This window comes from Burkholderia sp. BCC1640, assembly GCF_902833125.1.
GTDB classification, from domain to species: domain Bacteria; phylum Pseudomonadota; class Gammaproteobacteria; order Burkholderiales; family Burkholderiaceae; genus Burkholderia; species Burkholderia diffusa.
Window position 1 is genome coordinate 206,538 of sequence record NZ_CADFEF010000002.1, and the last position, 18,401, is coordinate 224,938.

The 18,401-nt window shown below is 69.3% G+C and carries 16 protein-coding genes; 10 read left to right on the top strand and 6 right to left on the bottom strand.

What is annotated here, in order from left to right:
- Positions 1-53: 53 nt before the first annotated feature.
- Positions 54-971, bottom strand: coding sequence for a LysR family transcriptional regulator (locus tag HWX25_RS03355; protein WP_175907082.1), 918 nt, complete (start codon positions 969-971; stop codon positions 54-56).
- Positions 972-1,132: 161 nt separating this feature from the next.
- Between HWX25_RS03355 and HWX25_RS03360 the strand changes: the two genes are divergently transcribed.
- From HWX25_RS03360 to HWX25_RS03395, 8 genes are all read left to right on the top strand, one after another.
- Complete coding sequence (locus HWX25_RS03360; RefSeq protein WP_175907084.1) at positions 1,133-2,614, top strand: PLP-dependent aminotransferase family protein; 1,482 nt, start codon at positions 1,133-1,135, stop codon at positions 2,612-2,614.
- A gap of 95 nt (positions 2,615-2,709) precedes the next feature.
- Entirely contained in the window at positions 2,710-3,147 is a 438-nt protein-coding gene (locus HWX25_RS03365) for a carboxymuconolactone decarboxylase family protein (RefSeq protein WP_175907086.1), read from the top strand.
- A gap of 13 nt (positions 3,148-3,160) precedes the next feature.
- Positions 3,161-3,583 carry a cupin domain-containing protein gene (locus HWX25_RS03370; RefSeq protein WP_175907088.1) on the top strand — a complete coding sequence of 141 codons (423 nt, stop codon included), beginning with the start codon at positions 3,161-3,163 and terminating at the stop codon, positions 3,581-3,583.
- 255 nt (positions 3,584-3,838) lie between these two features.
- On the top strand, positions 3,839-4,537 hold the full coding sequence (locus HWX25_RS03375; protein WP_175907090.1) for a TetR/AcrR family transcriptional regulator: 699 nt from the start codon (positions 3,839-3,841) through the stop codon (positions 4,535-4,537).
- On the top strand, positions 4,534-5,499 hold the full coding sequence (locus HWX25_RS03380) for an HlyD family efflux transporter periplasmic adaptor subunit (protein ID WP_175907092.1): 966 nt from the start codon (positions 4,534-4,536) through the stop codon (positions 5,497-5,499). Before HWX25_RS03375 ends, HWX25_RS03380 begins: the two co-directional genes overlap by 4 nt.
- Entirely contained in the window at positions 5,496-6,467 is a 972-nt protein-coding gene (locus tag HWX25_RS03385; RefSeq protein ID WP_175907094.1) for an ABC transporter ATP-binding protein, read from the top strand. The genes HWX25_RS03380 and HWX25_RS03385 overlap by 4 nt, the downstream gene beginning before the upstream one ends.
- Complete coding sequence (locus HWX25_RS03390; RefSeq protein ID WP_059689987.1) at positions 6,464-7,618, top strand: ABC transporter permease; 1,155 nt, start codon at positions 6,464-6,466, stop codon at positions 7,616-7,618. Before HWX25_RS03385 ends, HWX25_RS03390 begins: the two co-directional genes overlap by 4 nt.
- Before the next feature lie 10 nt (positions 7,619-7,628).
- A complete protein-coding gene (locus HWX25_RS03395) occupies positions 7,629-9,107 on the top strand; it encodes an efflux transporter outer membrane subunit (RefSeq protein WP_175907096.1) in 1,479 nt (492 codons plus the stop codon).
- Between the two features lie 155 nt (positions 9,108-9,262).
- On the opposite strand, the gene HWX25_RS03400 is transcribed toward HWX25_RS03395, so the two are convergent.
- Both HWX25_RS03400 and HWX25_RS03405 read right to left on the bottom strand, forming a co-directional pair.
- Positions 9,263-10,483, bottom strand: coding sequence for a porin (locus HWX25_RS03400; RefSeq protein ID WP_059689985.1), 1,221 nt, complete (start codon positions 10,481-10,483; stop codon positions 9,263-9,265).
- A 490-nt stretch (positions 10,484-10,973) separates the two neighbouring features.
- The gene (locus HWX25_RS03405; RefSeq protein WP_175907098.1) at positions 10,974-12,038 is read right to left on the bottom strand and encodes a phytoene/squalene synthase family protein; all 1,065 of its coding nucleotides are present in this window, start codon (positions 12,036-12,038) and stop codon (positions 10,974-10,976) included.
- A 370-nt stretch (positions 12,039-12,408) separates the two neighbouring features.
- Here HWX25_RS03405 and HWX25_RS03410 point away from each other — a divergent pair, with 370 nt between their 5' ends.
- A complete protein-coding gene (locus tag HWX25_RS03410; RefSeq protein ID WP_175907101.1) occupies positions 12,409-13,554 on the top strand; it encodes a glycerophosphodiester phosphodiesterase in 1,146 nt (381 codons plus the stop codon).
- A 99-nt stretch (positions 13,555-13,653) separates the two neighbouring features.
- Here the strand turns inward: HWX25_RS03410 and HWX25_RS03415 are convergent, their stop codons facing one another.
- Both HWX25_RS03415 and HWX25_RS03420 read right to left on the bottom strand, forming a co-directional pair.
- Positions 13,654-15,279, bottom strand: coding sequence for a rhodanese-related sulfurtransferase (locus tag HWX25_RS03415; RefSeq protein WP_175907103.1), 1,626 nt, complete (start codon positions 15,277-15,279; stop codon positions 13,654-13,656).
- A 111-nt stretch (positions 15,280-15,390) separates the two neighbouring features.
- Positions 15,391-15,957: a cysteine dioxygenase gene (locus tag HWX25_RS03420; RefSeq protein WP_059689982.1), complete on the bottom strand. Its 567-nt coding sequence runs from the start codon at positions 15,955-15,957 to the stop codon at positions 15,391-15,393.
- 74 nt (positions 15,958-16,031) lie between these two features.
- Here HWX25_RS03420 and HWX25_RS03425 point away from each other — a divergent pair, with 74 nt between their 5' ends.
- Positions 16,032-16,955, top strand: coding sequence for a LysR family transcriptional regulator (locus HWX25_RS03425; protein WP_175907105.1), 924 nt, complete (start codon positions 16,032-16,034; stop codon positions 16,953-16,955).
- Positions 16,956-17,016: 61 nt separating this feature from the next.
- Here HWX25_RS03425 and HWX25_RS03430 read toward each other — a convergent pair whose 3' ends face one another.
- The gene (locus HWX25_RS03430; RefSeq protein ID WP_175907106.1) at positions 17,017-18,336 is read right to left on the bottom strand and encodes an acyl-CoA dehydrogenase family protein; all 1,320 of its coding nucleotides are present in this window, start codon (positions 18,334-18,336) and stop codon (positions 17,017-17,019) included.
- Positions 18,337-18,401 lie beyond the last annotated feature (65 nt).

Consider the following 18,401-nt stretch of genomic DNA (forward strand, 5'->3'; position numbering starts at 1 on the left):
AATCTTCGAACGTGTTTGTCGGGACCTGTCCGTCCGTTGCACGGCTGACGCACTCAGCCCGTCACGTCGATCCCGTCGAGCAGGCGCTGCGCGAGCCGCGGTTCGCGCAGTTGCTCCAGCCACCATTGCAGCGCGCGGCCGTCGCGGTCGCCGCGCCAGGCGACGTACAGCACGTTCGGCTCGCGCGGATCGGCCGTTTCCTTCTCGACGAGCTCGCCGCGCGCGAGCAGCGAAGCAACCCGCCGGCGCGGCACCCAGCCGACGCCGAGCCCGTCGCGCTGCGCGAGGATCTTGGCGCGCATCGACGGCACCGCGAGCACCGCCTGCCCGCCGAGCAGCCCGTACGCGCGGCCGACGGCCCGCCGCGACGAATCGGCGACGACGACCGCGCGATGCGCGCAGATCGCGTCGCGGGTCAGCCGCTCGCTTGCCGCGGCCAGCGGATGGCGCGGCGATATGGCGAACACCCATTCCATCGCGCCGAGCTCGAACCATTTGAAACCCGGAATCGCCGGCGGCTCGTTGGTCGCGCCGACGACCAGATCCGCGCGGCCGTCGCGCAGCGCTTCCCAGGTGCCTCCGAGCACTTCGTGCGTGAAACGCAGCGACACGCCCGAATCGAGCCCATCGAATGCACGGACGACCGGCAGCAGCGTATCGAACTCCAGCACCTCGTCGCTGACGATCCACAGCCGGTCCTCCCAGCCGCTCGCGACCTGCCGTACGCGCTGCGTGAGCCGCGCGACGTCCAGCGCGAGGCGTGACGCCTCGTCGGTCAGCAACTGGCCGGCCGGCGTGAGCTGCAGCCGGTAGCCGCGCCGGTCGAACAGCAGCGCGTCGAAGCGCGTTTCGAGCTGCCGCGCCGCGTGCGAGATGGTCGACGGCGCCTTGCCGAGCCGCGCGGCCGCCCGCGACAGGCTGCCGGTGGCGCGGATCGCATCGAGCAGCGCGAGTTCGTCTTCGGACAGCATGAGGGCACTCCGATCGGGGATTGTGATGGATCGTAAGGCACCGGCGGGCGGCGGTCCAATCGAATGGCGCCGTGCGGCTACGTTCGGCGGATGCCGGGCCGTCCACGAACTTCCGGTATGCTCATCGACATCAAATTGCCCTATTCGAGGTAACCACTGCGATGGACATCGCGATCCGCATCGAAGGCCGTCACGACCTGACCGGGCAAATCTTTCGGCAGCTGCGCACCGCGATCGTCGACGGGCGGCTCGAAGGCGGCGCCCGGCTGCCGTCGACGCGCGACCTCGCCAGGCAGCTCGGCGTGTCGCGCAAGACGACGCTCGACGCGTTCGAGCGTCTCGTCGCCGAGGGCTTCCTGAACACGCGCGCGGGCGACGGCACGTTCGTCGCCGACGGCCTCGCGCGGGTGCCGCACGCGGCAAACTCGACGCCGTCGCTCGTCGAGGCTGCACGGCCCGTCCATGCCGTCGACGCACGCGCGCTGTGGGACGAACTGCCCGACGCGCTCGCGATGCCCGCGCCGCAGGACACGCCCGCGTTCGACTTCCGCGGCGGCGTGACCGACAAGACGCTGTTCCCGTTCGACGCGTGGCGCCGCTGCCTGCATCACGCGTTGCGCCAGCAGGCGCGCGGCCCCGGCCAGTACCACGATCCGGCCGGCGATCCGCAGTTGCGCGGCGCGATCGCGCGCTACGTCGCGTTCAGCCGCGCGGTCGCGTGCAGCTGGGACGACGTGCTCGTCACGCAAGGCGCGCAACAGGCGCTCGACCTGATCGCGCGCGTGGTCGTACGGCCGGGCGATGTCGTCGCGGTCGAGAATCCCGGCTATCCGCCGGCGCGCGCGGCGTTCGCGTCGCTCGGCGCGACGGTGATCGGCGTGCCGGTCGATGCGCACGGCCTCATCATCGACCGGCTGCCCGACGACGCGCGCCTCGTCTACGTGACGCCGTCGCACCAGTTCCCGCTCGGAATGCCGATGACGCTGGACCGGCGCGTCGCGCTGCTCGAATGGGCGCAGCGACGCCGCGCGGTGATCATCGAGGACGATTACGACGGCGAATTCCGCTTCGAAGGCCGGCCGGTGGAATCGCTGAAGAGCCTCGACCGCACGGGCCTCGTCGCGTACGTCGGCACGTTCTCGAAGACGATCTTTCCCGAACTGCGGATCGGCTACGCGATTCCGCCGCGCGCGCTGCGCGGCGCGCTCGCCAAGGCGAAGCAGATCGTCGACTGGCATACCTGCACGCTCACGCAGGCGGCGCTCGCGCGCTTCATGCACGAAGGCGATTTCGCGCGACACCTGCGGCGCGTGCAGAAGCATTACGACGCGCGCCGCAAGATGCTGCTCGCGCATTTGCGCGGCAACCTCGCGCCGTGGTTCGACCCGATCGTTCCGACTGCCGGCATCCACCTCGCCGCGCACCTGAAACCGGGGCTCGACGAAGCCGCGCTGGTCCGCGCCGCCCGCGAGCACGACATCGGCCTGTACGGAATCTCGGCGTTCCACGTCGGCTCGGCGGCGCGCGCGGGGCTGCTGTTCGGCTATGGCGGGATCGACGCGCTGCGCATCGACGCCGCGCTCGCGAAACTGGCCGCGCTGCTGGACTCGGGCAACATCGGCGGCGCACCACTGGTTACCTGAATTTTCCCGGAATTGGCCATTCAAGCAGGCCAGTGCCACGCTTAAAGTGGGTCCTGTCGCGCCACCGTGCGCATCAACCGGAAAAAGGACCTGCCATGCAACCGCGCCTGAACTTCTATACCGCCAGCCCGAACGCCATCAAGGTGATGCGCAACGCCGAGGAATTCATCGCGAAAAGCTCGATCGAGAAGCCGCTCGCCGAACTGGTCCGGCTGCGCGCGTCGCAAATCAACGGCTGTGCGTTCTGCGTCGACATGCACACCACCGATGCGCGCAAGGGCGGCGAGACCGACCGCCGTCTCGCGACCGTCGTCACGTGGCGCGAAACGCCGTTCTTCACCGAGCGTGAACGCGCGGCGCTGGAATGGACCGAGGCGCTGACGCTGATCGCCGACAACCACGTGCCGGATGCCGTCTGGGATGCCGTGAAGCCGCACTTCAACGACACGGAGCTGTTCGAACTGTCGATGCTGATCGCGACGATCAACACGTGGAACCGCTTCGCGATCGCATTCCGCAAGATGCCCGAATAAGGAGACGACGATCATGCGCTCCCGCTTCACGCTCCGCCGCGCGATGCTGTGCACGCTGCTCGCGCTCGTCGTCGCGCTGCCGGCCGCCGCCATTGCGCACGACGCCGGCGACAACGTGCACGCGATCATGCAACAGGCCGTGCCCGAAGCGCCCGGCAAGCTCGCCGTCGTCGCGACCGTCGACTATGCGCCTGGTCAGGCGTCCGAAGCACACAAACACCTCGGCTCGGTGTTCGCGGTCGTGTCGAAAGGCGAAGTGCTGTCGCAGGTGAACGACGGCCCGGTGCGCCGCTATCGCGCCGGCGAAGGCTGGTACGAGCCGCCCGGTTCGCGCCACCAGGTGTCGCGCAATGCGAGCGCGACCGAGCCCGCGCAACTCGTCGTGTTCGGGCTGACGGGCGAGCACCAGCCGCTGAAGTCGCCGATCGATCAGTGACGACGTTCGGGGTGCGTGCCGTGTCGGGCACGCACCCGCGACGCACGGCTTCCTCGCCGGCCTCGGGCGCTTCTTCCCCCGGTTCCCCGTGGTTTCCCCATTAGCCGCTTCCTACATTCCGCCACTGGCATACGCCCGGTCGTCACGCCGCCACCCCGCTCGTCTGCACCGCCGTTCGACGTACGCCTGATCTCGATCAACGCGGGCGAAAACCCTTCCTTGAAATTAACTAACCCGTCAATTAGCGTCGTCTGCATGAACGCGAAATCCACCGTCGCCAGGCCGCGCGGGCGCCGCCCGTCGGTGGACGACTTCGACCTGCGCGACCACATGCTCGACGTCGCGATGCAGCTGTTCGCCGAGCGCGGCATCGCGGCGACGACCGTCGCGCAGATTGCCGCGGCCGCCGGCGTCACGTCGGCGATGGTCCATTACTACTTCACGAATCGCGAGCAGTTGCTCGACGCGATCGTCGAGGAGCGGCTCGCGCAGGTCATCGCGTTCGTGTGGCGGCCGACCGCCCCGCAGATCGAAAACGATCCGTTCGCGCTCGTCGCCGAACTCGTCGACCGGTTCTTCGACGTCACGCATCGCATGCCCTGGCTGCCGTCGATCTGGCTGCGCGAGATCGTCCACGAAGGCGGCCTGCTGCGCGAGCGGATGATCCGGCGCATTCCGCTCGAGCACGTCGGCCGCTTTGCCGAGCGCATCCGCGCCGCACAGCAGGCCGGCACGCTGAACCCCGCGCTCGAACCCGCATTCCTGTTCCATTCGATCATTGCGCTCGTGATGCTGCCGCTCGCCACTGCGAAGCTGTGGCAAAGCGCGCGCGGCCTGCCGCCGATCGATCGCGACGTGCTGCATCGCCACGTCCGCGCGCTGCTCGGTTCCGGCTTGCAGCCGCCCGCCGCCGTGCCGGATGCCGGCGCACATTCGCCCCGGAGGCCGTCGTGAACGTGTCCCGCCCGCCGCCGCTCGCACTGGCCGCAGCCGTCGCGCTGCTCGCCGGCTGCGGACGGCCGGCGAACGACGTGGCAACTTATCAAGGCTATGTCGAAGGCGAATTCGTGTACCTGTCGTCGTCGCAAGCGGGCACGCTGACGCAGTTGTCGGTCGAACGCGGCCAGGCCGTCGCGGCCGGCATGTCGGTGTTCTCGCTCGAAGCCGTCAACGAAACGGCCGCATTGCTGCAGGCGCAGCATCAGCTCGCGGCCGCACGCGCGCAGCTTGCCGACCTGCAGACCGGCAAGCGTCCGCCGGAAGTCGCGGTCACGCGGGCCCAGCTCGCGCAGGCCACCGCACAGGCCGCGCGTGCCGCCGCGCAACGCGCGCGCGACGAGCGCCAGTACGCGGCCGGCGGTCTGTCGAAGCAGCAGCTCGACGATTCGCGCACGTCCGCGCAGACCACCGCCGCGCAGGTGCGCGAGTTGCAGAACCAGGTCGACGTCGCGCGCCTGCCGGGACGCGCGCAGCAGGTGGCCGCCCAGGCCGCGCAAGTCGATGCCGCGCAGGCGGCCGTCACCGAAGCGCAATGGAAGCTCGACCAGAAGCGCGTCGCCGCGCCCGCCGCCGGGCGTGTGTACGACACGCTGTACCGCGTCGGCGAATGGGTGCAGGCCGGCAATCCGGTCGTGCAGATGCTGCCGCCGCAAAACCTGAAGGTGCGGTTCTTCGTGCCGGAAGCCGCCCTCGCATCGATCGCCCCGGGGCGCACCGTCGCGATCCGCTGCGACGGCTGCCCCGCCGACGTCCCCGCGCACGTCACCTACGTGTCGCGCGAGGCCGAATACACGCCGCCCGTGATCTACAGCAACGAGAGCCGGACCAAGCTCGTGTTCATGGTCGAAGCGCGCCCCGCCGTCGCCGACGCGCCGAAGCTGCACCCGGGCCAGCCCGTCGCCGTGAGGATGCGATGAACGCGCCGCCCGCTCCGTACGCGATCGACGTCGACCGCCTGAACAAACGCTTCGGCGACAAGCATGTCGTGAAGGACGTGTCGCTGCGCGTCGCGCGCGGCGAGATTTTCGGCTTTCTCGGGCCGAACGGCAGCGGCAAGACGACGTCGATCCGCATGATGTGCGGCCTGCTCACGCCCGACTCGGGCAGCGGCACCTGCCTCGGCTACGACATCGTGCGCGACAGCGCGCAGATCAAGCGGCGTGTCGGCTACATGACGCAGCGCTTTTCGTACTGGGAAGACCTGTCGATCCGCGAGAACCTCGAGTTCGTCGCACGCGTGTACGGGATGCCCGATCGCCGGGCGGCCGTCTCGCGCGCGCTCGACGGGCTCGGCCTCGCGAGCCGCGCGGACCAGCTCACGGGCGCGCTGTCGGGCGGCTGGAAGCAGCGTCTCGCGCTCGCCGCGTGCATGCTGCACGAGCCGGAACTGCTGCTGCTCGACGAGCCGACGGCCGGCGTCGATCCGGCCGCGCGCCGCGACTTCTGGGAAGAACTGCACCGGCTGGCCGCGCAAGGCATCTCGGTGCTCGTCAGCACGCACTACATGGACGAAGCCGAACGCTGCCACAAGCTCGCGTACATCGCGTCCGGCGAACTGCTCGCGCAGGGCACGTCCGAGGAAATCGTCGCGTCGCAGCACCTGTCGACACGCTCGGTCACCGGCGGGCATCTGGCCGAACTGTCCGCGCGCCTGCGCACGATGCCGGGCGTCGACCAGACGGTCGTGTTCGGTTCGACGCTGCACGTGAGCGGCCGCGATCGCGCGCTGCTCGATGCAACACTCGCGCAGGTCGCGTCGCAAGCCGACGCGCAGACGGACGGTCGCGCACCGCTGCAGGTCGCACCGATCGACACCGGGCTCGAAGACGTCTTCATCTACATGATGGGCCGCGCGTCCGGGCCGCCCGGCGGAGCGGCGACATGAACGCGTGGACGGGCCTGCGCGAATCCTTCTCGGTCGCGCGCTGGTGGAGCATCGTGCTGAAGGAATTCCTGCAGCTGCGCCGCGACCGCGTGACGTTCGCGATGATCGTCGGCGTGCCGATCATCCAGCTCGCGCTGTTCGGCTTCGCGATCAACACCGACCCGAAGCATCTGCCGACCGCGGTGATCGTCGCCGACTCGAGCCCGTTCGCGCGCAGCTTCATCGCCGCGATGCGCAATTCCGCGTACTTCGACATCGTCGCGACACTGCCCGACGAATCGGCCGGCCGGCATGCGCTTGCCCGTGGCGACGTGCAGTTCGTGCTGAGCGTGCCGGCCGATTTCTCGAAGCGGCTGCTGCGCGGCGAGCGCCCGGCGCTGCTCGTCGAGGCGGACGCGACCGATCCCGTCGCGACCGCGTCGGCGATCGGCGCGCTGCCGGGCCTCGTGCAACCCGTCGCCGACAAGGACCTGACCGGCCCGCTCGCGCACCTGAACGGCCGCCCGGCCGCGTTCGACGTCGTGCTGCACCGCCTGTACAACCCCGAAGGCATCACGCAGTACAACGTCGTGCCGGGGCTGATGGGCGTGATCCTGACGATGACGATGGTGATGATGACGGGCCTCGCGATCACGCGCGAACGCGAGCGCGGCACGATGGAGAATCTGCTGGCGACGCCCGTGCGGCCGCTGGAGGTGATGACCGGCAAGATCGTCCCGTACGTGTTCATCGGGCTGATCCAGGTGTCGATCATCCTCGCCGCCGCGCGCTACGTGTTCGACGTGCCGTTCGTCGGCGGCGTGTTCGCGATCTACCTGTCCGCGCTGCTGTTCATCGCGGCGAACCTCACGGTCGGCATCACGCTGTCGTCGCTCGCGCAGAACCAGCTCCAGGCGATGCAGCTCGCGGTGTTCTACTTCCTGCCGAACATCCTGCTGTCGGGCTTCATGTTTCCGTTCGCAGGGATGCCGCGGTGGGCGCAATTCATCGGCAACCTGCTGCCGCTCACCTACTTCAACCGCCTCGTGCGCGGCATCCTGCTCAAAGGCAACGGCTGGGCCGACCTGTGGCCGTCCGTGTGGCCGGTCGCGCTCTTCACGCTCGTCGTGATGGGCATCGCGCTGCGCTTCTACCGGCGCACGCTCGACTAGGGGCCGCGCGATGAAACCGGCTTCGCGTCACGCCTCCCACACCGCCCGCGGCAGCGCATTGGCGGCCGCTGCGCTGCTCGTCGCCGGATGCGCGGTCGGGCCGGATTTCCGCACGCCGGACGCGCCGGCCACGCAGCGTTACACACGCGACGAAGCGCCCGCGGCGACGACGGCGGCCGGCGACGCGCAGACATTCGCGCCGGCCGCACACACGCTGCAACGCTGGTGGACGCGGTTCGATTCGGCGCCGCTTAACCGGCTCGTCGATACCGCGTGGCAAAACAGCCCGACGCTCGCCGAGGCCCGCGCGCGGCTCGACGAAGCGCGACAGAACCATGCGGCGCAATCCGGCGCGACGATGCTGCCGCGCGTCGACGCGAACCTGTCCGCCACACGCCAGAAGGTCGACGTCGCCGCGTTCGGACTGCCCGCCAACGTGCCGAATCCGGGGCCATTCACGCTGTACGACGCGTCGGTGAGCGTGTCGTACGTCCTCGACGTGTTCGGCGGCAACCGGCGCGCGCTCGAAGCGCTGCGCGCCCAGGTCGACTATCAGGCATATACGCTCGACGCCGCGCGCCTGACGCTCGCGGGTAACGTCGTCGCGACCGCGATCCTGCGCGCGTCGCTCGCGCAGCAGATCGCGCTCACACGCCAGCTCGTCGACGCGCAGGCGCGGCAGTTGCGCATCGTCGAAGCGCGCTTCGCGGCGGGCGGCGTATCGCAGGCCGACGTGCATGCGCAGCGCACACTGCTCGCGCAGACGCAGGCCTCGCTGCCGCCGCTCGCGGCCCGCTTCGCGCAGGCCGGCCACCGGCTCGCGATCCTGCTGGGCGCGCCGCCGTCCGACGCCGCACTGCCCGCCCTCACGCTCGATGCGCTCGCCCTGCCGCACACGTTGCCGGTCGCGCTGCCGTCGACGCTCGCGCGCGAACGGCCCGACATCCGCGCGGCGGAGGCCGTGCTGCACCAGGCGAGCGCGAACGTCGGCGTGGCGACCGCGAACCTGTATCCGCGTTTTTCGATTTCGGCGGGGATCGGTTCGGAACGCACGCGCATCGCGGATATCGTGAGCGGGCTCAATGTCTGGAATGTCGGTCTCGGCCTGACGCAGCCGCTCTTTCACGGTGGCGAACTGCGCGCGAAAAAGCGCGCGGCCGAAGCCGCATACGACGCCGCGTTCGCAAGCTATCGAGAAACCGTGCTGCTGGCGCTCCAGCAGGTCGCCGACGCGATGCGCGCGGTCGAGCACGATGCGGCGGAGCTGGAGGCACGAGACACGGCTGCACGGGAAGCGGCGGCAGGCAACGCGATTGCCGTCGACCGTTACGCGGCAGGCGGGATCAGCACGTTCGCGCTGCTCGACGCGCAGCGGCAGGCACTGCAGACCGCGCTCGATCGCACGCGCGCACAGGCAGACCGGCTTGCCGATACGGCGGCGCTGTTTCAGTCGCTGGCGGGGAACTGGTCGGACGATTCGAGCCGCTGACGATCGGGACGGCTTGCGCACACGTCGTCGGACACTGCTCGCTCGACGAGGGCACCCGCGCCACGCGTGCGGCGCGCACCCACGAAAAAAAACCGGCCCGAAGGCCGGTTTTTTCATACCGCATGCCGTGAGCGGCGCTCGCGCGCCGCGCGACATCAGAAGCGGTGGATCAGGCCAACGCCTGCAGCGATCTGGTTCTGCTTCGAACCTGCGCCCACGCCGTCGCCGATCGACGTCGTTGCGTTGACGATGCCGCCGGTCAGGCCGCTGATCGTGTTGCCGCTGGCGTGCTGGTACGCTTCAACCGCGTACAGGCCCGTGCGCTTCGACAGGCTGTAGTACTGCGACAGCGTGACTTGGTGGTACTTGGCCGCGCTCGAGACGCCGTTCGATTGGGTCGCACGCGTGTACGAGTAGCCTGCCGCGAAGTCCCACTGCGGCGCTGCCTTCCAGTGCAGCACTGCGCCCGCCGTGTTGAAGATCGCCGTATTGTGGAATGCCGACAGGTTGCCCGGGATGTACTGGACGTTCGAGTACGACACCGAGATGTCCCACGCCGGCGTGAACTGGTAACCGGCCGTCACGGCGACACGTTGCTGCGACTGTGCCGTCTTGTAGCCGCCGTTGATCGACGACACGGCCTGCTCGGCACCGTTGCCGTTCGAATCCAGACCGTTTTGCGCGGTCGAGTTCGCGCCCCACACGCCGCCGCCGAGCGTCGCGTTGTTGATGCGCTGATAGCCGACCGCGATGCCTGCCGGGCCGTTCAGGTACTGGATCGCCGCGCTCCAGGTCGAGCCGCGGTTGAAGCTGCCTGCCACGCCGCCGAGCGAGTACGAACCGCCGACCGTGAAGCCGTAGAACTTCGGCGACATGTAGACGAGCGAGTTGTTCGCGCGGTAGCTGGTGTCCAGCGAGTCGATATCGCCCGGGTGCGCGCCGTAGTAACCGGTCAGCCAGGTCGTCGGGCTATACGGCGACAGCAGCGTGTAGTACGCGGTGTACTGGCGGCCGGCCGTCAGCGTACCGTACGTCGGGTTGGTCAGACCCACCCACGCCTGACGCGTGAAGATGCCGTTCGTCCATTGCGACGAGCCGTTGTTCGCGTTGAAGCCGGCTTCCAACTGGAAAATCGCCTTCGTGCCGCCGCCGAGATCTTCGCTGCCCTTCAGGCCGAAGCGGCTGCCTGCCCAAATGCCGGTGGCCATCTGGACCTTCGAGTGACCGCCCGAAACCGCGCTGGTCGCCGACGAGTTGTTCTGCCAGGCGATGGCGTTATCGACGATACCGTACAGGGTCACGCTGCTCTGGGCGTGGGCGGCGGTAGCGGCTGCGAGACCCACTGCCGTCATGGCGAAAGCGACGCGCTTTTTCATTGATTCTCCGTCCTCAAAGAATGATTTCTTTTCTGGTGTGGTTTTATGACTGACACATGTGCGAGTACATGCCGGTGCGATTCTGACGGATTACCAATCGTTTCCCAACATGTGCAGTCGGTCATCGTATGATCGACGCAACGCAGGGGTTCACCAAACGGTTACATAACACCTGAAAACGCTTACGCGGTGGGCCTTTCCGGCATTTCCCGGTGAAAACCCTAGCTTTACATTTTTACTGGTGCATCGCGACCGTCCAATGTCGTCAGACGCCTTCGGCAACAACCTTCTTACAAATGCGCGACCGCGGCGGCTGCCACGATTCAACGCCGCCGCGCAGGATCGCTGACATTCATGACACCCACGTTTCGGAAAGCGAAATCGTGAAAACGTTTCAGTGCGTGTGGGGAGAATCGGACGGAAGCGGCCCGGCGAATGCGGGCCGAGGGGCGATGCCCGCGCCTGTCGCGCCGGCATCGTTCAGCGAGAATCAGCGCGCGGCCGGCTGCTCGATCCGCGCGTTCACCGCGTCGACGAGCGCGTTCATGCGCGCACGGATCGCCGCGTTCGAGCCGACGAGCGCGAGCGACGACGCCATGATCCGGTAGATCCGCTTGCGCGGCACCTTCGCCGGCCTCGCCGGATCGAGCCACGCGTCATGGCCGGCCAGCCGTTCGAGCGTTTCGAGGCCGATCATGATCGGCCACAGACATGCGAGCCGCAGACGCACGAAACGACGCGGAATCGCCAGCGTGTACCGGCACGCGTCGCGATACTGATCGAGCGCCACGCGCAGCAGGTCGACCAGCACGCCGCGCGCGCGCGCCGACGCATCGGGCGACATCAGGTCCGCGACGCTCACGCGGTGCGCGGCCAGCACGTCGTCCGGCAGATAGCAGCGGCCGATCCGCAGGTCCTTCGCGCAGTCGCGCAGGATGTTGGTCATCTGCAGCGCCTTGCCGAAACGAATGCCCTTCTCGCGCATGTCCGCCAGGTCCCAGCCGCGCGCGGCCCGCGTGTGCGCGCCTGTCATGTCGGTCCAGAATTCGCCGACGCAGCCGGCGACCAGATACGTGTAGCGATCGAGCATGTCGCGGTCCGGCAGCGACGCGACCTCTCCCGACTGTTCGTCGGGGAACGTGCGCAGGTCGAACTCCATCCCCGACGTCAGCGTCGCGACGACCTTTCGGATCGATGCGCGATCCGCTTCCGGCTGCGCGCGCAGCAGCGCGAGCATCGGCTGCATCGAGCCGAGCAGCACGTGCTCGTGCGAATCCGTCTGCATCCGCGTCACGTCCTCCAGCGCGTGCGACAGCGCCGCGCCGTCGCCGAGCCGCTCGACCTCGTCGCGCAGGTCGGTCAGCAGCGCCGCGCGACGATCGGGCGCGACGAGCGCCGTGTCGGCGATCGTGTCGGCCGCGCGCGCGAGCAGGTAGGCCAGGCCGACCGGGTCGCGCATGCCGACGGGCAGCACGCGCAGCGTCAGGTAGAAGGAGCGGGAAACGTTCTTCAGCAGGTCGCCGAGCAGGTAGGCGGGATCGGTATGGGTCGTCATGGGTCGGTAAAAATCGGCCGGCGCGGGCCCCGGACGCACACGGGCGCCGGGCGCCCGCGCCGGCCCGCGAGTCGCCGCATCGTCGCGCGGGCGGGCGTCGGCCCGGCGCGGCGATGCAAAAGTCCCGCAAGTTTAGTGCATCCGGCGCGCCGGCTCCCGGCGACGGCCGGATCGCGCCGCTCGCACGGTCGCGCAATCCGCCCGTCCCGTGCGTCTTGTGCAGCAACGCAAAAGAAAGGCGCGAGTAATACATATGTAATTATTCGATGCGACGATCGCGTCCCGTTCGATCCCACGCGGCCCGCCGAGACAGGCCGCAGCGCCGGAACGACGCCCCTTTCACCGACTTACGTTTCGAAGGTTCACCGACATGCTCTTCACGCGCCCGACCGCCCTGCGCTGCATCCCGTTCGCCTGTGCCGCCGCCCTCCTGCTCGCCGCCTGCGGCGGCGACGACGTGTCGGCATCCGATTCGACGCAGCCGATCTCCGCGAAGGTCCAGGTGGTCGGCCATCGCGGCGCGAGCGCGCTGCGCCCCGAACACACACTCGCGTCGTACCGCAAGGCGATCGAGGACGGCGCGGACGTGATCGAGCCCGACCTCGTCTCGACGCGCGACGGCGTGCTCGTCGCGCGCCACGAGAATGAAATCTCCGGCACGACGAACGTGTCGACGCTGCCGCAGTTCGCGAGCCGCAAGGCGACCAAGACGATCGACGGCGCGCAGCTGACCGGCTGGTTCACCGAGGATTTCACGCTCGCCGAGTTGAAGACGCTGCGTGCCCGCGAGCGCATTCCGCAGGTCCGCCCGGCGAACACCGCGTACAACGACCAGTTCGAGATTCCGACCTTCGACGAGATCGTCGCGCTCGCGAAACTGATGTCCGCGCAGACCGGCCGCACGATCCACCTGTATCCGGAAACCAAGCACCCGACCTACTTCCAGTCGGTCGGCCTGCCGCTCGAGGACCGTCTCGTCGATGCGCTTCTGAAGGATCCGTACACGGCACGCACGGCGACCGTCTACATCCAGTCGTTCGAGGTCGCGAACCTGAAGGCGATCCGCAACCGGATCAAGTCGAGCCAGCCGAACTGGAAGCTCGTGCAGTTGATGGACGAAGCCGGCCAGCGTCCGTACGACTTCGTGATGGCGAACGACAAGCGCACCTACGGTGACCTGTCGACGCGCGACGGAATGCGCGAGATCGCGTCCTATGCGAACGGTGTCGGCCCGTACAAGACGTCGATCATCGCCGTGGCCGCGGATGGCACGCTGCAGCAGCCGACGCCGTACGTGCGCTACGCGCACGAAGCCGGCCTCGTCGTGCATCCGTACACGTTCCGTCCGGAGAACAACTTCCTGCCCGCGTCGCTGAAGGACGGCGGTACGCCGGCCACGCGCAACACCGCGGGCTCGGTACGCGAGATCCAGGCGTACCTGCGCGCGGGCATCGACGGCTTCTTCACCGACGATCCGGCCGTCGGCCGCACGGCCGTCGATACGTTCAAGCGGTGAGCGTACCGAACGCGTCGCATGCGGCATGCGATGCGCCGCTGAACGCGCGGCAACCGGGCGCGGCGCATGTCGTGCCGCACACCGGATGCCGCGCCGCGCTCAGATCACGCGGAAGTGGTGCGTACCGTCCCGCTTCAGCTGGTCGACCAGCCCGTATTCCCAGTCGAGATACGCCTGCATCGCGGCGGCCGCGTTGTCCGTGCCTTCATACGGGCGCCGGTAGCGGTCGACGCGCGGCGACGCCAGATGCGTCTCGCCGTGCTCCAGCGGCAGCCCCGCGTCGATCCACGCAGCCGTGCCGCCGGTCAGCACGGAGATCGCCGCGGAAGCCGGCAGCAACGCGCGCGCGTCGTCCGCCGCGAACCGCGCGAGCAGGCTCGATCCGCACGTGAACACATAGCGCTTCGCCGGCGGAATCGCGGCGAGCGCGTCGCGCAACCGCGCGCGCACGACGAACCACGCGCCGGGAATATGCCGCTTCACGTAGTTCGCGCTGGTCGTCACGTCGACGATCGTGATCTCGCCCACCCCCGCCTCCTTCAGCCAGCCCGCGAGCGTCGCGGGCGACACCTCGGCCACCTGCGGCGTCGCCGGCACGTCGCGCGGCGGCTGGCCGCGCTCGGTGAAGGTCGCCGTGCCGGCCGGCTCGATCACGCGCACGTCCCAACCCATCTGCGCGAGCCACGACGCGGTCATGTCCGCGCGCACGCCGTCGTCGTCGGCGAGCACGATGCGCGCGCCGCGCACGGCCGCGTGATGGTCGGTCTCCTGGACGAGCTGGCCGCCCGGCGTGCCCAGGAAGCCTGGCAGATGGCCGGCCTCGTATTCCTCCGGCGTGCGCACGTCGAAGCGATACAGCGTGCGGCCCGGCTCGTCGAGCGCGGCGACGTCCGCGAGCGCGATGCGCGGCACGCCGGCGCGCTCGGCCACCGCGCGCGCGGCGCGCCGGGCTTCCTCCCGCTGCGCGGGTTCGATGTCGTCGGGAAAGCGTCGCGCGGCGCCGTGCTCGAGCGTCTGGCCCGCGAGCGTCCAGCCGATCGTGCCGTTGCGCAGTGCCGCGACCGGGTTCGGCAGCCCCGCGTTCACGAGCGACTGCGTGCCGATGATGCTGCGCGTGCGGCCCGCGCAGTTCACCACGACCCGGGTCGCGGGGTCCGGCGCGAGCGCGCGCACGCGCAGCACGAGTTCCGCCCCCGGCACGCTCGTCGACGCCGGGATGTTCATCGTCTGATACTCGTCGAAGCGGCGCGCGTCGACGATCACGACGTCGGCCTTCTCGTCGATCAGCGCCTGCACTTCCTGCGCCGACAGCGACGGCGTATGGCGCTCCGCCTCGACCCATTCGCCGAACGACTTGCTCGGCACGTTCACGTCGATGAACAGCTCGCCGCCCGCGGCAAGCCAGCCCGCCAGACCGCCGTCGAGCAGCCGCACGTCGGTATAGCCGAGCTGCGCAAGTTTCGCGGCCGCGCGCGGCGCGAGATCCTCGCCGTCGGCCTCGCCGAACACGACGATCGGCGTGTCGCGGCGCGGAATGCGCGTCCACGCGTCGAGTTCGAGCTTCGACAGCGGAAAGTTGGCGGCCCAAAGCGGATGGCCCTGCGCGTATGGATCTTCCTCGCGCACGTCGATCAGCGCGAGCTCGTCGCGGGCCAGGAGGCGTGCGCGTACGTCCTGGTACGACGCGACGGGGAAACGGGAAGTGGAATCAACGGATTGCGTCACGATGTCTCTGTCGGATTCTGTTGAAGTCGGTGAAGAAAGCAAAGAAGCTCGGGGCTGCGGGCGTGTGTGCTCGCAACGGGACGGGCGCGCGTTGCGGCGTCACACGTTCGATCACACGTTCGAATAGCCGGACACGAACGGCTTCACGGTGCCGTCGTCCAGGAACACCGCGCGCTCGACCTTGCCGATGTTCGCGCCGTACACGTGGATGCTGATCGACACCTGGTCGGCGAACGCGTTGGTCACGCGATGCACGTCGCCGATATGCGGCGACACGGCCTCGACGTCGCCCGGCTTCAGCCGCACCGCATCGCCCGACGGCACCGGCTTGCCGGTCGCGTCGAACCGGTACGGCTGTGAAAACTCGCCGCCGCGCAGCATGCCGATCAGCCCCCACACCGTGTGATTGTGGATCGGCGTCGTCTGGCCAGGCCCCCACACGAAGCTGACGACGGAGAACCGCTCGTCGGGATCGAGATGCAGCAGGTATTGGCGGTAGCGCTCGGGATCGGGCTGCGCGAATGCATCGGGCAGCCAGTCGTCGTGCGCGACGAGCGCGGCAAGCAGCGCGCCGCCCTCGTCGAGAATGCGCGCCTCGTTCGCGCCGGACGCGAGCAGCGCGCCCAGCCCGTCGACGAACGGACGCAGCGGCGTCTGATGCAACGAAAGCGTACTCATCGGCTGCCTCCTCGAATATGATGCCGAATATGATGGATCGTCATGATGCACCCGAAATACCATGCAGAACAAACATGAAAATTACCGATATCGACGCTTTTGCAGCGGTCGTCCGCTGCCAGACGCTGAGCCAGGCCGCGGCCGAGCTCGGGATGACGCAGCCGGCGATCACGCGGCGCGTGCAGAATCTCGAGGAAGCGCTCGGCGCGACGCTGCTCGACCGCAACACGAAACCGCCGCGTCCGACCGACATCGGCCTGCAGGTGTTCGAGCAGTGCCGCGCGATCCTGCGCGAGGTCGATGCGCTGCGCGAACTGATGGCCGGCCAGCGGCCGCCCGCCGGCGAATTCCGCGTCGGCCTCACGCAAGGCCTCGGCGAACTGATGCTGCCCGGCCTGATCGCGCGGATCGCCGGGCAATGGCCCGCACTCGCCACGCAGGTCACGACCGCCTGGGGCGGCATGCTCGTCGAGCGCGTCGCGCGCCGCGAACTCGATGCGGCGCTGGTGTTTCTGGCCCGCGAGATGGTGCTGCCGCCGCACGTCGAGGGCGAGCGGCTGCTGGCCACCCGGCTCGTCGCGGTCGGCCGCAAGGGCGACTGGCCGCGCCGCAGCTACCGGCTCGCCGACTGCCAAGCGCGCGGCTGGGTGCTCAATCCCGACGGCTGCGGCTTTCGCGCGGGCCTGCGCCGCGCGCTCGACGCGCAAGGGCTGCCGATGCCCGTCACGCTCGACGTGTATGGTCGCGACCTGCAATTGCAGAGCGTCGCGAACGGCTTCGGCATCGGGCTGATGCCGCTGCCGCTCGTCGAAGGCAGCCCGCTGCGCGACGCGGTCGAGATCGTGCCGCTCGCCGATTTCAAGCCGCAGATCGATCTGTGGCTGCTGCACCGGCAGGACGCCGCGCGCATCAAGGCGCCGCTCGCGGCCTTGGGCGCGCATGCGCGCGCGGCATTGGCGCTGCCCGCGGATGCCGCCGCGCACGACGAGGCCGCTTGACCGAGGCCGGCGACGCCGGCACCGCGCTGTCCCGTTTGCGCCGACCGTCCTGCGGTCCCGCTCACGCATCGCGTCGACCGGATGCCGGTGCATCGCGCGACGTCCCGCCAGTCTCCGCGTTCGCGCTTCGCGCCGCGGCGTCGAGCGCCGCACGCCCGGCGGCGACCGCGATCGCATCGTCCTGCGGCGTATGCACGCGGCTGCACAGCACGTCGCGATAATGACGTTCGAGCGGATTGTGGCGGCTCAGCCCGTGATTGCCCGACAGCTTCAACGCGTGCTCGACCGTGCGGATCGCCTGCTCCGTCACGGTTCGCTTGACGAGGCCGCTCGTCGTCACCGTCGGCGCGTCACCCGCATCGGTGCGCGCGATGTGCTCGTCAAGCAGCACGCGGTTTGTGTGCAACCACCCTTCGATCTCGCCGACGGCCTCCTGAATGCGCGGCAGCGTCGCGAGCGGGGCCCCGAGCCCGCTCGGCGCGCGCGTCGTCGCGAACGCGAGCAGCCAGTCGCGTGACGCGCGCGCCACCGCATCGTAGAGGCTGCCGAGCAGCGCGACCATCCACGCCTGCTGGTCGGCCTGCGCGTCGACATCCGCATGGCTCGCGGCCGATACGGCCCACGCATCGGGCGCGCGCACGTCCACCGCATGATCGGCGGGCAGCCGCACGTCGTCGAACACGACCTCGTGGCTGCCCGAGGCGCGCAGGCCCAGGTGATTCCAGCTTTCGATCACGCGGATGCCTGCGTCGTCTTCCACATCGCGCTCGCGCCGCACGAGGAATACGCCGACACGCGGCTCGGGTTCGTCGGTGCGCGCCCACACGGCGAGCCAGCGCAGCGCCGGAATGCCGGTGCTGTACAGCTTGTGGCCGGACAGCCGCCAGCCGTCGCCGTCGCGACGCGCGATCGTTTCGGGCAGGCCGCCGCGCGACGGCGACCCGAGCGCCGGTTCGACGCGCAACGCGTTGATCAGCGCGCCTTCGGCGACCGCACTGTCGAACACCGCACGCCGCACGCGCGCGGGCCAGCGGTTGTCCGCACGGCCGAGCGCGCGATGCTGCAGATACGTCATCGTCAGCACCAGCGCGGTCGCGGGATCGGCGCGGGCGACGGCGGCCACGATCCGGCTCGCCTGCGCGAGCGTCGCGCCCGCGCCGCCATGCTCGCGCGGCACGACCTGCGCGATCAGCCCGGCGCGATGCAGCCGCGCAAAGTTCTCGTGCGGGAAGCGGCCGTCGACGTCGTTACGGGCGGCGTCGGCGGCGAGTTCGGGCGCGAGGCGCTCGAGCAGCGCCGCGACGCGCGCATCGTCGGCAGGCAGGTGGCGCAGCGACGACTGCGGCGGTAGCGGCGAGGAAGCGGCAAGGCTGGCGGACATCGGTACGGATTCCCTCGGTGACTGGGTAGCTGGCTAACGGATCGGCGCTCATGGCAGAGATCGAT

Bases quoted from the DNA above. Each gene is read 5' to 3' on its own strand.
- HWX25_RS03355 (WP_175907082.1), bottom strand. From the start codon at position 971: ATGCTGTCCGAAGACGAACTCGCGCTGCTCGATGCGATCCGCGCCACC.
- HWX25_RS03360 (WP_175907084.1), top strand. From the start codon at position 1,133: ATGGACATCGCGATCCGCATCGAAGGCCGTCACGACCTGACCGGGCAA.
- HWX25_RS03365 (WP_175907086.1), top strand. From the start codon at position 2,710: ATGCAACCGCGCCTGAACTTCTATACCGCCAGCCCGAACGCCATCAAG.
- HWX25_RS03370 (WP_175907088.1), top strand. From the start codon at position 3,161: ATGCGCTCCCGCTTCACGCTCCGCCGCGCGATGCTGTGCACGCTGCTC.
- HWX25_RS03375 (WP_175907090.1), top strand. From the start codon at position 3,839: ATGAACGCGAAATCCACCGTCGCCAGGCCGCGCGGGCGCCGCCCGTCG.
- HWX25_RS03385 (WP_175907094.1), top strand. From the start codon at position 5,496: ATGAACGCGCCGCCCGCTCCGTACGCGATCGACGTCGACCGCCTGAAC.
- HWX25_RS03390 (WP_059689987.1), top strand. From the start codon at position 6,464: ATGAACGCGTGGACGGGCCTGCGCGAATCCTTCTCGGTCGCGCGCTGG.
- HWX25_RS03395 (WP_175907096.1), top strand. From the start codon at position 7,629: ATGAAACCGGCTTCGCGTCACGCCTCCCACACCGCCCGCGGCAGCGCA.
- HWX25_RS03400 (WP_059689985.1), bottom strand. From the start codon at position 10,483: ATGAAAAAGCGCGTCGCTTTCGCCATGACGGCAGTGGGTCTCGCAGCC.
- HWX25_RS03405 (WP_175907098.1), bottom strand. From the start codon at position 12,038: ATGACGACCCATACCGATCCCGCCTACCTGCTCGGCGACCTGCTGAAG.
- HWX25_RS03410 (WP_175907101.1), top strand. From the start codon at position 12,409: ATGCTCTTCACGCGCCCGACCGCCCTGCGCTGCATCCCGTTCGCCTGT.
- HWX25_RS03420 (WP_059689982.1), bottom strand. From the start codon at position 15,957: ATGAGTACGCTTTCGTTGCATCAGACGCCGCTGCGTCCGTTCGTCGAC.
- HWX25_RS03425 (WP_175907105.1), top strand. From the start codon at position 16,032: ATGAAAATTACCGATATCGACGCTTTTGCAGCGGTCGTCCGCTGCCAG.
- HWX25_RS03430 (WP_175907106.1), bottom strand. From the start codon at position 18,336: ATGTCCGCCAGCCTTGCCGCTTCCTCGCCGCTACCGCCGCAGTCGTCG.